This is a genomic window from Fictibacillus sp. 26RED30 (genome assembly GCF_015903845.1).
In the GTDB taxonomy this organism is placed as follows: domain Bacteria; phylum Bacillota; class Bacilli; order Bacillales; family Fictibacillaceae; genus Fictibacillus; species Fictibacillus phosphorivorans.
On the sequence record NZ_JACZDV010000004.1, the window covers coordinates 115,161 to 129,471 of the forward strand.

Consider the following 14,311-nt stretch of genomic DNA (forward strand, 5'->3'; position numbering starts at 1 on the left):
AACTTACCACTATAGTGCATTACATATGTAATGTACTATACATTTCCAATATATGCAATATGTTGTTTATGATGACATAAAAAAGACACTCTCCTGTATAAGGAAACTGTCTCTGAGTTAATGTTATTTATTTCTTCGCTGTATGATCTCTTCACTCATCATGGAGTATAAATTTTCTATCCCATCATGAGTAGCATCAAAACTAAACGCGTCTTTTTCTTTAATACCGAGATTTTGCGCATCAGCTATAACATCAATATTTGCACCCATAAAAATAAATTCCCAATTGTATCTCTCTTGCTGATGTTCAATAAGCTTCTTTACCTTTTCGTGTGTAAATTCAGAGCTCGCGTTCTCCATTCCATCTGTCGTAATAACAAAAATCACTTTACCTGGTCTATCGTGTTCTTCAGTGCGTGATAGCCTGTAACCCACATCCAATATGGTTTTGCCTACAGCATCCAAAAGCGCTGTAGTTCCGCGGACATAATAGTCCTTCCTCGTTAACTGGACTTGTTCTGCAGGTACACCGCTCCATAGAATTTCATACTGATCATCAAATAAAACGGTCGTAAGAAGTGTTTTTCCCTTCCGCTCAACTTGCCTTTTTACGAACGAGTTAAACCCTCCAATAGTGTCCTTCTCCAGCCCTGACATCGAACCACTTCGATCAAGCAAAAATACGATTTCTGTTACGTTTTTGTTCACCTTTAACCATCTCCCAACATTTGTCATGCTATAATTATAGCTAGAAAGATCCAGTAAATGGTCGCCTGTGAAGCGACATTTTAGGAGGTGGTCGGATATGCTTGATCAAAAACTTTTATTAGAATTAGAAACCTACCTGATTGATTATTTCATAATGGAATTAGAAGGTTGTCAGTCTTCTAAAATGATGGAGGAATGTTTAGAAGAAAACAGTCTCCGTTTTGAGTTAGATGCGTTTATTCATCAAAACAAAAAGCCAACGTTACAGGAAAAACTTTTTCAACTGATTGATGAAAAAGGTGTGACCGACGCAGATGTTTATAAGAAGGCCGGTTTAGATCGAAAGCACTTTTCTAAGATTCGCTCTAAATCAGATTACCGACCAAAGAAAAATACGATTCTTGCGCTGGCTCTTGGTTTGGAATTGGACAAAGATGACACAGAAGAGCTTCTGGAAAGTGCAGGATACTCACTATCTTTCAGCGATACAAACGACTTAATCTTTAAGTTTTTTATTAATAAAAAAATCTATGATATAGATGCTGTCAATGAGTACCTGGTGTATTTCAGCTTAAAGCCAATTGGAAGTACCATATAAAAAGACAACTCACTTAAGTGGAAGTTGTCTTTTTTCATAGCCATTATTCAATTGCACCAGATACATCATAGTTAGATATATCTAGTTCTGTAGATTTTCCTAACGCAAGCTTCGCAAGTTCAGCTCCTAAGTAAGGTCCACTTGTAAGCCCTGATGCACCAAGGCCGTTCGCGACCAAAATGTTATTAAAATTAGGAAGCGGTCCGATTACTGGTAAAAAACCTGGCGTGAACGGTCGGAAGCCCACTCTTGTTTCAAGAAGTGATCCTTCTGACAGGCCAGGTGCGACAGGTAAGGCTTTTGAGAGTATGTCATGAATACCGCCTGCCGTTACCCGGTTATCAAAACCTACCTCATCTTCGTGTGTAGCTCCTACGACTACTCGATCATCAAAAGTGAGAATGTACTGATTTGTCGGCGGCATCACCACTGGCCAATCGTCTGTATCTGTTTTTTGCAACTCCAAGTGGATGATCTGTGCTTTTTGTGGAGTTACTTTAAAGTTGATTCCAAGTGGCTTTAAAATTTCATTCGACCATGCTCCTGCTGTTATGATGATTTGATCAGCGAAGATTTTTTGTCCATTAAGAGAAACACCCGAAACTACTTTTCCTTCATAAAGTAGAGCAGCATGACCATGAAGAAGCTTCGCACCGTTTTTCTTAGCTCCATTCAACAGAGCGTCACGCATCGCTCTTCCGTTTACACGAGCACCGCCACTTACAAAGACCGAACCGAATTCGTCGGATAAGGGTGGAAAGCGTTTCTTCGTTTCTTCAGGAGAAAGAATCGTGATCTCACCAATTTCCGGAGCATCTTCTCTACGTTTCAAAGCCCGTTCTGCCATTTTCTCAAGTTTTTCAGGATCTGCATGTAAGCTGAGTGTACCTACACGTTTGTAACCCGTATCGGTTTCACCGTCTTCTTCAAGCATCTTGATGAGTTCAGGATAATACCGAGCTCCGCCCTTTGCTAACTGATACCAAGCTTTGTTACGGCGCTGAGATAGCCACGGACACACAATGCCTGCTGCTGCATCTGTCGCTTGTCCCCTATCTTTTCTATCGATTATTAGAACCTCTGCATCAGATTTACTAAGATGATAAGCGGTAGACGCTCCCAAAATTCCGGATCCGATAACAATTATTTTTTTCATATTCCAACATCCCTACTATCCCGTTATATATGTATCTAACTATAGTATTTTCTTAAACAAAACTCAAAAAACCCTGACTTTTCATCAGGGTCTCCTCAGATGTTGATTACTTTATATTTTCATTTCCCAACGTTCTTTCTCCGTTTTCTTTAACTGTTCTTCTACTTCCTGTGGGTGAACAGTTCGGAAATGGTGTTGCTCAGCCGGGATGATCTCAATCATTTTCTTCATCATGTCCTCTGGATCATATTGATTCTTCAGCTTCTCTTCTTGCTTCTTCATATCTTCTCTTCTTGTAAAATTCTTTTCGGGGTCATACCATTTGTATTTTTCTTCTGCACTTCGATCATTGAAGCCTGTTGCATAAGCACCTGGATTGATGGTTGCCACTTTTACACCGAACTCTTGAAGCTCAGCCTGCATCGTTTGAGCAATTCCTTCAATCGCATGCTTTGTTGCCGTATACGGGCCAACATATGGTGTCGCTGATATACCTGCCATAGAACTTAAAAAGATAATTTTCCCGCTACGCTTCTCGACAAATTTTTTCGCTGCTAGCTGAACGGATTCCAGCGTAGCAAATACGTTAACTTCAAATAGTGCACGAACGCGGTCCATCGGAACTTCGGCTAATGGGCCTCCCTCATTGATCGCTGCATTTGCTACAAATATATCAAAGTCATATTTCTCTATTTGTTTTAAATCTCGTTCATTTGTAATATCAAGTTTGAACACCTCAATATCAAGACCTAGATCCTTAGATTCTTCTAAAAGGGCTGTTTTTTGTGATGTCGTTTCAGTTGTGGCGATGATTGCGTGCCCTTTTTTAGCGAGTCCGATTGCGGCACCTTTTCCTAATCCACTTCCTGCACCTGTTATAAATATAGTTTTACTCATTCAATCTGCCTCCCAGTCTTATGTCTACTCTATCTCTTCCCACACCTGTTGAAAGTAAACTTTGTTGTGTTCACAAACAAACAAAAAAAGCAGGATCAGCTCCTGCTTTTTTATCAATTATTAAACTCCCGGAAACCATCCTGGTGCGTTCAAGACTGCGTTCCACAACGGATCTGGTACTACAAGTTCATCTTGCTTTGATTTATCAAGTTTCGTTACGATTTCAGACTCTTTGCCTTGTTCGATCTTTTGTACCCAGTCTGGATCAATGATCAGTTCACGCCCTAAAGCAATGAATGGCACTCCTGTTTCTAAAGCTTTGATCGCATCATCTGCTGTATAGATTGATCCTACTCCCATAACAGGTACACGATCGCCTACTCTTTCGTTAATAATCTCAATGCGTGAACGTGTATCTTCAACTCCTCGTCTAGGTTCAGACCAGAAATCCATTACCGAAACGTGAAGATAATCTAATTTCTTTGCACTAAGAGCATCAACAAGCGCTAACGTATCAGCCATCGTAATTCCTGGTGTTTCAGGTTCTTCTGGTGAGAAGCGGTAGCCTACGATGAATGAGTCATCTGCATATTCAGCGACTACTTTTTTCACTGAATCTACAACCGCTAAAGGAAACGCCATACGTTTCTCTAACGAGCCGCCCCATTGGTCTTCACGGCGATTAGCGTGTGGCGAAAAGAACTGCTGAATCAGATAGCCGTTCGCACCGTGGATCTCAACACCGTCATAACCCGCTTCAATCGCTCGTCGAGTGGTTTCACCAAAATCACGAATGATAGAAGATACTTCTTCTGAAGTCAGTTCGCGTGGCACAGGTTTTCCTTCAGCTGAAGGAATATTGCTCGCACTTACAACATCTCCGTTCGGAACAAGCTCAGGCGGTACTTCACGACCACCATGAAAGATTTGTAGAATCGCTTTTGATCCTTTTGCTTTTATGGAAGAAGCTAAACGACGAAGACTCGGAATCATTTCATCCGTATCTCCAGCGAACTCTCCCGGAAATCCTTTACCGTTAGCCGTAACATTCGTACAAGCTGTAATCACCATTCCAACACCTTCAGAACGGCGCTCGTAGTAGCGAATTTCTTCATCTGTTACAGTTCCGTCTTCATTTGAAGAAAAGTTTGTCATCGGTGCCATGACAACACGGTTCTTAAGTTCAACTCCATTTTTAAAACGATAAGATTCAAACAATGGTGCATATTTTTTATTCATCATGTTTGTCTTCCACCTCTTTATTAGCTTTTTTCTTTTTTTCTACACGATTAATCTATTATTACTTTTTCCTTCTCCTTGCAAGTTGATTGAAGTGAAAGGTGCGAGACTCCTGCGGGACGAGTGGGCAGGTGAGACACTCAATGGCGCGTAGCGCAGAGGGGCTCACCGTCCGCCCCGCGGAAAGCGAGCAGCCTGAAACGGAAATCAACCACTTACAATAACATTCTAAGGAATTACTTCAGTGATAACTTTCTTTTTTAAAGTAACTATTATAATAATACCCTCAGTTCCCAAATGCAAAAAATACGCTTGTGGTTTTAAGAATAATTTAAAAAGGGAACAGTATAATTCTAAGAAATATAGACAATTGCTTACACGATTCCCACTACAACCCAGGAGGTAAATCATGAAAAAATCCAGTATAGTCGTCTTTGTCATTATCTTTGCCCTGTTCTATGTTTCCAGTTTTCTATTTCCGGTCGATCGCGAGTGGTATGATGCATTGAACAAGCCATCATGGACTCCGTCAGGACAGACAATCGGTATTATATGGGCCGTTTTGTTCTTTTTAATCGCTCTATCCGCAACTCTTATCTACAATCAATATGGTTTTAAACCCATTGGCTTTTGGATTCTATTTGCGATCAACTATGTATTCAATCAAGCTTTCGGTTATTTTCAGTTTACACAAAAAGATTTATTCGCAGCGAGCATCGACGCACTATTGATTGCGGTGACGACTTTACTTTTAGTCATATATGCCGGTCGATTAAGGAAAGTTTCAGGATGGCTCCTCCTCCCTTATCTTCTCTGGAGTTCGTTTGCTACCTACTTATCATGGACCATCTATAGCATGAACGCATAAGCAAATAGAGATCTAGCCTTTTAAAAAGAAAAGGCTAGATCTCTTTATTACGTTCCAGAAATCGCTACGTATTGATTCTGAAGAACAAATTGATTATTCTCCCATCCAAGCGTGTTCACCACATACCCTAGAGCGTCTGCGTTATATAACCCTGCGATCTTTTGATAAGCCGAAAGTTCGTAAATTCCATTGGAATCAAAATCGATCGGATATAGACCACTTAATGGATTCACAAAGCCGGTAATTGGCTTCTTCAACTTTCCGTTCACATCATATATTTCATTTAAATACTCTTTGTCTCGTTTTGATAGATCAATGATATACGTTTTCTTATTACGTTTACTAACAACTCGAACTTTGTAGTTATTCTCATAGATCACATCATATTCATAAGCAGCATTGTAAGCGTTGAAATTAAACATCTCTTGCGGTGTGTTCCCTACAAACGAATACACATAATGATACATGAATCCTCCGCTGCCACCAGAATTGATGCTGACCAACACGTCTGAAACACCGTTACCTGTAAAATCTCCTAAAAACAAAGTGGGGTTGTATCCAGCATTGTCAGAAAGAGATACTCTTGTCTGAGCACCTGTTCTTCCGTTTTTTACAAAAAGCGTAATGTTCTCAATGAATGGGCTGTCCTGACTCTTCGTACCTGTTAGATATACATCGTCTGGTACACGATCTCCAGTCACATCTCCCTTAGCGAACGCAACAACACTCGGAGTTACTCTATAATTGTAATGGTTATACATAACATGCTCCTTAGATATCGTTTACTAACATGTTATGGGCACCTGGCGAGAATGACACAATCTTTATTCAACAAAAAAGCCCCGCGCCATATGAAAATCACGGAGACTGATTTATTGCTGATTCTCATAAACATCACTTTTAGAATGGAATCCATCACGAAAAATCGTTACTTCAAGATTCCCCTTATCAACCGCAATCGGTGATAATAAAACAGAAGGAACCTCCATTTTACCGTTGTTTATCTTTCGTTCTACTTTTATCGTTTCTCCTTTTGCCATCTTCACTGCCAATTCTGCAGCTTTCTCTGATAAAGCCTGAATCGGTTTATATACCGTCATCACTTGAGTTCCACGCACGATCCGCCGCACGCCAGCAAGTTCGGCATCTTGTCCAGCTACCGGAATCTTCCCTGCGAGCCCTTGTGCTCCAAGCGCTTGTATGACACCACCCGCAGTAGCATCGTTTGCTGCAATTACCGCATGAATCTCATTGTTGTTAGCTTTCAAAGCTGACTCCATATTTTTAAAAGCATTAGCAGGCGTCCAGTCTTTGGACCATTGATCGTACACGACCGTGATAACCCCTTTATCAATCAAAGGCTGCAGAACTCGGAAAACCCCTTTTTTAAACAGATGAGCATTGTTATCCGTTTCAGCTCCTCCTATATACACGTACTTTCCATTCGGAACGAGCTTTGTTATCGCTCGAGCTTGAAGCTCGCCTACCTTTTCGTTGTCAAAAGATACGTACATATCAAGGTCTGCATTTTTGACTAGGCGGTCGTATGCCATCACCTTAATCCCTGCTGAATGTGCTTTTTTTACGATCGCCGCCATAGCTTCAGCGTTATGAGGAACAACGACAAGAAGGTCAACCTCATTTTGGATGAGTGTTTCAGCCTGTGCAATCTGCAAAGAATCATCACCGTTGGCTGCAAGAATCTCTACTTCAGCCCCAAGATTCTCTACGGCTTTTTTAAAGAGTTCTTTGTCTTTGAGCCACCGTTCTTCCAATAACGTATCCATGGAAAAACCGATTCTAATCTTTTCCTCTTCCGTTGTCTCGCTGCCCACTTTTTCATTTTTAGAAGAAATCGCTTTTCCAAGTGTCTCATTACTCGTACTGTCTTTGTCGCATCCGGAAGCACATATCATGGCTATGAATAACAGGACGAGGCATACACAATTTATAATGTTTCTCATGAATGATACTCCTTTACGTACCTTCATCCTTTTTTTCCAAGAACAGTTCTACGATATTCTGTAGGTGAAAGCGTAACCATTTTTTTGAACACTTTGCTGAAATAGTTAGGTTCGTGATATCCAACCTCAAACGTGATTTCTTTTAAGCTTTTTTCTGGATCTGCCATCAGTTTCTTCGCCTTTTCAATCCTGCATTCTGTCAGAAAATCAATATAGTTGATTCCTAGTTTTTCTTTAAACATCTTACTGATATAGATAGGACTCATCCCCACTTTTCTTCCTAACGTCTCAAGAGAGATGTCTTCATGCGAATGCTTTACGATATATTGTTTAATCTGATGAATCGTATCCGCCTCAAGCTGTTCATAATGCTCTTCGTATGAAGTCCGCATCTGTTTTAATAAATGTTCTGATTCAAAACGAAGCTGACGGTAATCTTGAGATTGATAGGAAAAGAAAGGCGTTTCTGTCTCCACTCCCATCTCGCTCATCACTCTTGCTGTGACCCAGAGCAATTCGAGAACACGCTGCTGCGTTTGGAGCAAATCCACCGCCTCATTTTCGCACCGTTTGATGAGATCCATTACATTCTTATGAACTTCATTCCACTTTCCTAACCTAATCTCATCCAAGAACTGTTTTTCACGCTGCTTGGATTGAGGTCTGTCCTCTGTACTCCCAAGCACTGGAACATCATGATAAAAGCGATATTTAACAGGCAAGGAGGAATCCATCGTAGCAATAAGAGATTCTTGATAGGACTGCCGAACTTGATCTAAAGAATGACACACATTTCCGATTCCGATAAACCATCCATCATCTGAATTTACTTTTTGCAGTGAGAGAATATCTTTTGCAAGAGAAATGGCTTGAGAACGGAACGAACAGTCTGGTTTACGAAAAACGATAATAGGAAGCTGGTGGCCATACAATGCTCCAACCCACCCACTCGCCGATTTCCTAACCTTTTCTTTGATCAACGAATAAAGGTTTTCTCCCCCTTGTGGAAGTAGAATACTCATCACAAATGATTCATGAGTGGAAGAAATGTCGAGCATATCAACAAGCATATCCAGATGGACGTCATGTACATGATCAAACAACAGCTGTGTGACAACATCTGTTTCCACGAGCGGTAACGTACTTTCCAAAACCTTGAGAGATCTGCGTTCTTCTGCAATTTCCATTAAGACTTTCCCGACCGTTTCCTCAATCTCGCTCACTCTGCTTGGCTTCAATAAATAATCCTTCACCCCTAGTTTGATCGCCTGACGAGCATAATCAAACATATCAAAAGCTGTAATCATCACAAATTTAATAAAAGGATCCGTGGATGTAATCTGCTGAATCGCTTCTAGTCCGTTCATTCCTGGCATCTGAATGTCCATCATCACTAAGTCAGGCTTTAATTCCGCCGCAACTTGTACAGCGACCTTCCCATTTTTCGCTTCATGAATCTCGAGATTAGGAAATGCCTTCTGCAGAATCACTTGTAGCCCTTCTCGTTCAATCTGCTCGTCATCAACGATCAAGAGTTTGAGCATGCTGTTCAATCCCCCTCGTCTTAGGAATTCTTATTAACACCTTCGTTCCTGCACCCATCTCACTTTGAATATCCATCAAGTTTTCCATACCATAAAAAAGTCGGAGCCGTTTCACAACATTCGTAAACCCTATACCTGTTGAAGCACGATTCGTCTCGATCAGCTCACCGTTTAAGATCTGTCTCCTAATATTCTCAGGAATACCAGGGCCATCGTCCTCCACTTCAATCATCACCATGTTATCGTCATCTATGATTCGAAGCCAGATCTGTCCGCCATCTTCTCTTGGTTCAACTGCATAGATCACGGCGTTCTCAATTATGGGTTGCAGAGTCAAGCCAGGAAGTTGAACCTCTAAACAAGACTGATCAATATCGAGGTGCAACGTCAGCCGGTCAGTAAACCTTGCTTTTTGAATGTTCATATATTGCTGAATTACCATCACTTCATCTTGAAGCGTAACGGATTTATCTAACCACTTTAAGTTGTATCTTAAAAGACCAGCCACACTTACAAGTAAATCACTCGTTTCTTCTGATCCTTCCAAGTAGGCCTTTTTTGAGAGCGTATTCAGCGTATTAAATAAAAAGTGCGGATTAATCTGGCTTTGTAGATTCTTAAGCTGACTCTCTTGCAACAGAAGCTTGTTTTGCTGCAATTCATGCTCAAGCTGCGCCTTCTGCTGTATTTCCTGAAACAGATTATTAATATTGATGCGCATTCGGTTAAAGGTTTGAGCAAGAAATGAGATCTCATCATTCGATTCAACTTTGATCTCTTTATCAAACTTTCCCGCAGACAGCTCGTTCGCTGCACGTGTTAACTGCTGCACAGGTCTTGTGATACTTAAACTAAACCAATACGTAATTACGAGCAACACAAGTGTGATGAGAAGCATCAGCCAGATTCCTAATTTCTTAAACTCTGCAGACTGATCGATGATACCTCTATAAAATACGTCGTAAGTCCTTAGCTCTGTATCGATCAAGGTAAGGGTCATTTCTGAAATATATTTTGAGAGACGCGTCGCTTCGGTGAATTCTTTGTTTGAGGTCTCGGTGTCAGATTCTTCGTAGAACATAAGAGAGCGGTCTGTTGTTTCGATCAAACTATCAATAAGATTCATATAATTCATGAGTGCAAATTCATTTTCAGAGTTTCTTAGCTTTCCGATTTCCCCTTTTGCCTCGTTAAGTTTTACTTTGCTTTGATTGAGTTTATCTACATTTTCTTCAGAGGGATCCAGCAAGAAATTATTGAGATCTGTCACCACTTGTTGACTGCTGCTTGTAACTTCATTCATGCTCAAGTATCGCTGCAGAATGTCATTGTATTGATTTTGCGTTTGTTGATTATAGTAGGTAAGCGCTATCCAAATAATAGCCATGATGATCAGAACGACTGATGCGAGCATCCATATTTTTTTCTGTATTCTGTTCATCTCTCATCCATCGCCTTTATCATTCGAATTTCACTAGAATAACCATCCGCATCAAGAGGAACGGTTTCGTTCTTCAGCCACTGCATCAAAACATCTACACTTTTTCTTCCCATCATCTCCGGTGACTGCTCAATCACACCATCCAACTTCTTTTGTTTAAGTAATGTGATCGATTCAGATCCATCATCAAAAGAATAAATAAAATAGGGTTCTACTTGTCCGCGTCTACCAATCTCCTGAATCATGGCCCCAGCCGTATTAGCGTTCACGGCAATAAAGCCGTCCGCCTCGGGATACTGATTCAAAAGGTCTCTTGTTTTTGCAATAACTTGCTCTCTCGTCTCAGGTGTTTCTGCATAAACCGTCTTTACGTTAGGAAAGCTTTGAAGCACTTCTTTAATGCCTGAAAGCCGCTCTTCCTGATAATACTCCTTTTGGCTATCGCTTAATAAAATCACTTGCCCTTCTTGCCCCATGTCAGACAACATGAGTTTAGCGATCATCATTCCAGCTAAGTGCTGATTAGAACCTACGTATGTTTTTCGGAGGCTTTCTGCTTTAGGTACGTCATTACCTACCGTAATAATAGGAATGCCATAAAACGCCGCTTTAACCTTCGTCAATTCTTTAAAACGATCTGTATCAAGTCCCTGTACAATAATGCCGTCTACTTTTGACTGAATAGCAATCTCAAGCTTCTTCAAAAAATCATCCTGGTTCTTGCCGTAGCTTCCCCATACTTCAAGACTTGCTCCACTTTTTTGAGCTTGTTGTTCCGCACCTTTTCCAACCTTATCCCAGAAAGGCGTATCTAACTCTTGAGTAATAAGAACAATACGAAAACGATCTTCTTTATGAGAAGAAGCTACAGGTAGTTTCCAATCAGATTGAAACGCTTTTTGTGCCGTTATAAACGTTAAATAACTGAGGAAGATACATATGAAACTTAGAACGATTATCCCAGCTTTGCGCAAGTGAAGTATCCCCTTTTTTTCCGATAATTTACTAATCTTATTTTATCATAAGATACTTGATGCAAACGCTTACCTGTTTTCCAATTATAGGTAAATGCTAAACGTATAAGAGTTAAAAAAGTGAAGACATCTTTTATCACGATGTCTCCACTTTTAACGAACTACGAGTTTAAGTTTTATCCTCTCTTTTTACGTGTCATCACATCAAACAATACTGCTGCAACTAACACGCCACCTCTAATCATGTACTGCATGGAAACCCCAACCCCAAGAAGGTTCATCCCGCTTGATAAGGAAGCCATAACAATGGCACCGATGATGGCACCCGTTACTTTTCCGACACCACCGGCTGACGATACACCACCCACGTATGCTGCTGCAATCGCATCAAGCTCAAAAAGCGTTCCTGCTGTTGTTGTAGCCGATTGAAGACGCGAAGTAAAAAGAATACCAGAAAGTGCAGCAAGCATTCCCATAGAACCAAACACCATGTACGTAATTTTATTTACATTGATTCCGCTGAGATGTGCAGCTTCTGGGTTACTTCCTACTGCGTAAATGTGACGGCCAAGCACCGTTTTCGTCGTTAAGAAATGATACGCTACAACGACAAGAAGCATAATAACAACGGTCCAAGAAAAGCCGTTATAACCTGCTAGGATCCAAGTTACATAGGCGATAATCGCTGAAACAAAAATGAGTTTAAACGTAAATATCCCTTTAGATACAACGTCGAACTGATATTTAATCTTGTTCCGACGAGTAGAGATCTCGCTATAAATGTACAGTAATATCGATAGTAGACCTAGAATTAAAGATAAAAGATGCAAGCCGTTTACGATCATAAGAGAAGGAATAAATCCGTTGCCGATCGCGTTGAACGCATCGTCTTTGATAATAATTGTTCCTGTTTTTTCCGTTACTTGTAAAAGCGCACCGCGGAAAATCAACATTCCGGCAAGCGTAGCTACGAACGAAGGGATTGCATATTTGGCGATCAACAAACCGTTAAACAGACCAATAACGATTCCAAGCACCAGAATCACCGGTATTGTCACATAGATAGGCAGCCCCATCTTTGTTAAAAGAATGGCCGCGATCGCACCAAGAAATCCTGCTGCGAACCCGACAGATAGATCGATATGACGAATAACGATAACAAGTGTCATTCCTACTGCGAGTACAGCGATATAACCAGTAGAATCTAATAGATTACTAATATTACGTGATGACATGAACAGCCCATCCGTCATGATGGAGAAGGTAAGCATAATCACAAACAAAGCGATATACATCCCATAATCACGGATATTCTCTTTCACTAACATTCTTGCTTCTTTAATAAATCCCATGTGTTAACCCCCTATTGCGTTGCAAGCTGCATGATGTTTTCTTGATTGGCTTCTTCAATCGGCAGCTCGCCTTTCATTCTTCCTTCAGCCATGACGTAGACACGATCACTCATTCCCAGCACTTCACCAAGTTCAGAAGAAATCATGATAATACTCATACCCTCGCTGATTAATTGGTTCATAATCGTATAGATCTCAAATTTGGCACCTACATCGATACCACGAGTAGGCTCATCCAAAATCAATATCTTTGGCCCAACGAACAGCCACTTTCCGAGTGATACCTTCTGCTGATTTCCTCCACTCAAGTTACCGACCGTTTGCTCTAGTGAGGATGCTTTAATATACATGGACCTCTTGTATTCTGTTGCTCTTTTTACCTCTTCATTCTCGTTGATGATGCCCTTATCAGCGACTTCGTTAAGATTTGCCGCCGTTATGTTGTTCTTAATATCTTGAATGAGAAACAGCCCGTCACCTTTTCGGTCTTCTGTGACATAAGCGATGCCTGACTTAATCGCGTCACTCGTGTGCTTGAACGTTTTTTCCACACCTAAGACTTTTAGGTGACCTTCTAGTTTGTAATTTTTCGGATTTCCAAACACACTTAGTGCAAGTTCTGTTCGTCCTGAGCCCATAAGCCCAGCGATTCCGACGATTTCCCCTTTTTTCACATGAAAGTCGATGTCTCTTAACACATGTCTGCCAAGCTCGGTACTATAAGCAGACCAATCATTCAGCTCGAGTATTGTTTCACCGATCTTTTTATCTGGTCTCTTCGGATAAATATCATCAATATCCCGTCCGACCATATTTTTAATGATCATGTTCTCTGATATTTCTCCTTTAGAAGCATCGAGCGTACAGATTGTTTTGCCATCACGCAGGACCGTCGCTTGATCAGCAATCGATATGACTTCTTTTAGCTTGTGTGAAATCATAATACTCGTGATGCCCTGTTTCTTAAGCTCACCTAGGAGTTTTAAAAGATTCTCACTGTCATCTTCATTCAGTGCGGCGGTCGGTTCATCTAAAATTAGCAGCTTAACGTCCTTACTTAGCGCTTTGGCGATCTCGACCAACTGCTGCTTTCCTACACTCAAGTCTTTTACGAGTGTTTCAGGATTCACGTCAAGCCCCACCCGTTTCAGCATTTTCTTTGCTTCAGCAATCGTCTGATTCCAGTCCACCAAGTTTCCGCGTTTAACTTCGTTTCCAACAAAAATATTTTCATAAACCGTGAGATCCGGAAATAAAGCTAACTCCTGATAGATGATAACGATGCCGGTTTGAACACTGTCACTAATCTTATTGAACTGCTGAACACTTTCTTCAAACACGATGTCTCCTTCATACGTTCCATAAGGATAAACCCCACTTAGCACTTTCATCAGCGTGGATTTCCCTGCTCCGTTCTCCCCGATCAAACAGTGTATCTCGCCTTTTCTTACTTTAAAATTTACATTGCTGAGCGCTTTCACTCCGGTAAACGATTTGGAGATCTCGTTCATCTCCAAAATATATCCGCTCATCATGATCCCTCCAATTAGCCACTCCACAGTCTTCATTG

Annotated in this window: 13 protein-coding genes; 2 read left to right on the plus strand and 11 right to left on the minus strand. The window is 40.9% G+C overall.

The window, feature by feature from the left end; translation table 11 throughout:
- Positions 1-123 precede the first annotated feature (123 nt).
- On the minus strand, positions 124-708 hold the full coding sequence (locus tag IHV11_RS18645; protein WP_197195860.1) for a vWA domain-containing protein: 585 nt from the start codon (positions 706-708) through the stop codon (positions 124-126).
- A 97-nt stretch (positions 709-805) separates the two neighbouring features.
- Here IHV11_RS18645 and IHV11_RS18650 point away from each other — a divergent pair, with 97 nt between their 5' ends.
- Positions 806-1,306, plus strand: a complete 501-nt coding sequence (locus IHV11_RS18650; protein WP_197195861.1) for a hypothetical protein — start codon at positions 806-808, stop codon at positions 1,304-1,306.
- Positions 1,307-1,349: 43 nt separating this feature from the next.
- Here IHV11_RS18650 and IHV11_RS18655 read toward each other — a convergent pair whose 3' ends face one another.
- The 3 genes from IHV11_RS18655 to IHV11_RS18665 form a co-directional block, all read right to left on the minus strand.
- A complete protein-coding gene (locus IHV11_RS18655) occupies positions 1,350-2,462 on the minus strand; it encodes an NAD(P)/FAD-dependent oxidoreductase (RefSeq protein ID WP_197195862.1) in 1,113 nt (370 codons plus the stop codon).
- A 111-nt stretch (positions 2,463-2,573) separates the two neighbouring features.
- Positions 2,574-3,359, minus strand: a complete 786-nt coding sequence (locus tag IHV11_RS18660) for an SDR family oxidoreductase (RefSeq protein ID WP_197195863.1) — start codon at positions 3,357-3,359, stop codon at positions 2,574-2,576.
- A gap of 120 nt (positions 3,360-3,479) precedes the next feature.
- The gene (locus tag IHV11_RS18665; RefSeq protein ID WP_197195864.1) at positions 3,480-4,601 is read right to left on the minus strand and encodes an NADH-dependent flavin oxidoreductase; all 1,122 of its coding nucleotides are present in this window, start codon (positions 4,599-4,601) and stop codon (positions 3,480-3,482) included.
- A 406-nt stretch (positions 4,602-5,007) separates the two neighbouring features.
- On the opposite strand from IHV11_RS18665, the gene IHV11_RS18670 reads away from it, so the two are divergent.
- Positions 5,008-5,466 carry a TspO/MBR family protein gene (locus tag IHV11_RS18670; protein ID WP_197195865.1) on the plus strand — a complete coding sequence of 153 codons (459 nt, stop codon included), beginning with the start codon at positions 5,008-5,010 and terminating at the stop codon, positions 5,464-5,466.
- A gap of 47 nt (positions 5,467-5,513) precedes the next feature.
- Here the strand turns inward: IHV11_RS18670 and IHV11_RS18675 are convergent, their stop codons facing one another.
- From IHV11_RS18675 to IHV11_RS18705, 7 genes are all read right to left on the minus strand, one after another.
- Positions 5,514-6,227: a VCBS repeat-containing protein gene (locus IHV11_RS18675; protein ID WP_197195866.1), complete on the minus strand. Its 714-nt coding sequence runs from the start codon at positions 6,225-6,227 to the stop codon at positions 5,514-5,516.
- Between the two features lie 111 nt (positions 6,228-6,338).
- Positions 6,339-7,430 (minus strand): D-xylose ABC transporter substrate-binding protein, encoded by a 1,092-nt coding sequence (gene xylF / locus IHV11_RS18680; protein WP_197195867.1) that lies wholly within the window; start codon positions 7,428-7,430, stop codon positions 6,339-6,341.
- Positions 7,431-7,453: 23 nt separating this feature from the next.
- Positions 7,454-8,974 carry a response regulator gene (locus IHV11_RS18685; protein ID WP_197195868.1) on the minus strand — a complete coding sequence of 507 codons (1,521 nt, stop codon included), beginning with the start codon at positions 8,972-8,974 and terminating at the stop codon, positions 7,454-7,456.
- Positions 8,952-10,415 (minus strand): sensor histidine kinase, encoded by a 1,464-nt coding sequence (locus IHV11_RS18690; protein ID WP_197195869.1) that lies wholly within the window; start codon positions 10,413-10,415, stop codon positions 8,952-8,954. Before IHV11_RS18690 ends, IHV11_RS18685 begins: the two co-directional genes overlap by 23 nt.
- Positions 10,412-11,389, minus strand: coding sequence for a sugar ABC transporter substrate-binding protein (locus tag IHV11_RS18695; RefSeq protein WP_197195870.1), 978 nt, complete (start codon positions 11,387-11,389; stop codon positions 10,412-10,414). Before IHV11_RS18695 ends, IHV11_RS18690 begins: the two co-directional genes overlap by 4 nt.
- A 176-nt stretch (positions 11,390-11,565) precedes the next feature.
- Positions 11,566-12,741 (minus strand): sugar ABC transporter permease, encoded by a 1,176-nt coding sequence (locus tag IHV11_RS18700; protein WP_197132309.1) that lies wholly within the window; start codon positions 12,739-12,741, stop codon positions 11,566-11,568.
- 11 nt (positions 12,742-12,752) lie between these two features.
- Positions 12,753-14,273: a sugar ABC transporter ATP-binding protein gene (locus tag IHV11_RS18705; RefSeq protein ID WP_197195871.1), complete on the minus strand. Its 1,521-nt coding sequence runs from the start codon at positions 14,271-14,273 to the stop codon at positions 12,753-12,755.
- Positions 14,274-14,311 lie beyond the last annotated feature (38 nt).

What these genes read in the sequence shown, in the direction of transcription:
- IHV11_RS18650 (WP_197195861.1), top strand. Translation starts at nt 806, where the DNA reads ATGCTTGATCAAAAACTTTTATTAGAATTAGAAACCTACCTGATTGAT.
- IHV11_RS18660 (WP_197195863.1), bottom strand. Translation starts at nt 3,359, where the DNA reads ATGAGTAAAACTATATTTATAACAGGTGCAGGAAGTGGATTAGGAAAA.
- IHV11_RS18675 (WP_197195866.1), bottom strand. Translation starts at nt 6,227, where the DNA reads ATGTATAACCATTACAATTATAGAGTAACTCCGAGTGTTGTTGCGTTC.
- IHV11_RS18700 (WP_197132309.1), bottom strand. Translation starts at nt 12,741, where the DNA reads ATGGGATTTATTAAAGAAGCAAGAATGTTAGTGAAAGAGAATATCCGT.
- IHV11_RS18655 (WP_197195862.1), bottom strand. Translation starts at nt 2,462, where the DNA reads ATGAAAAAAATAATTGTTATCGGATCCGGAATTTTGGGAGCGTCTACC.
- IHV11_RS18690 (WP_197195869.1), bottom strand. Translation starts at nt 10,415, where the DNA reads ATGAACAGAATACAGAAAAAAATATGGATGCTCGCATCAGTCGTTCTG.
- IHV11_RS18670 (WP_197195865.1), top strand. Translation starts at nt 5,008, where the DNA reads ATGAAAAAATCCAGTATAGTCGTCTTTGTCATTATCTTTGCCCTGTTC.
- IHV11_RS18665 (WP_197195864.1), bottom strand. Translation starts at nt 4,601, where the DNA reads ATGATGAATAAAAAATATGCACCATTGTTTGAATCTTATCGTTTTAAA.
- xylF (WP_197195867.1), bottom strand. Translation starts at nt 7,430, where the DNA reads ATGAGAAACATTATAAATTGTGTATGCCTCGTCCTGTTATTCATAGCC.
- IHV11_RS18705 (WP_197195871.1), bottom strand. Translation starts at nt 14,273, where the DNA reads ATGAGCGGATATATTTTGGAGATGAACGAGATCTCCAAATCGTTTACC.
- IHV11_RS18685 (WP_197195868.1), bottom strand. Translation starts at nt 8,974, where the DNA reads ATGCTCAAACTCTTGATCGTTGATGACGAGCAGATTGAACGAGAAGGG.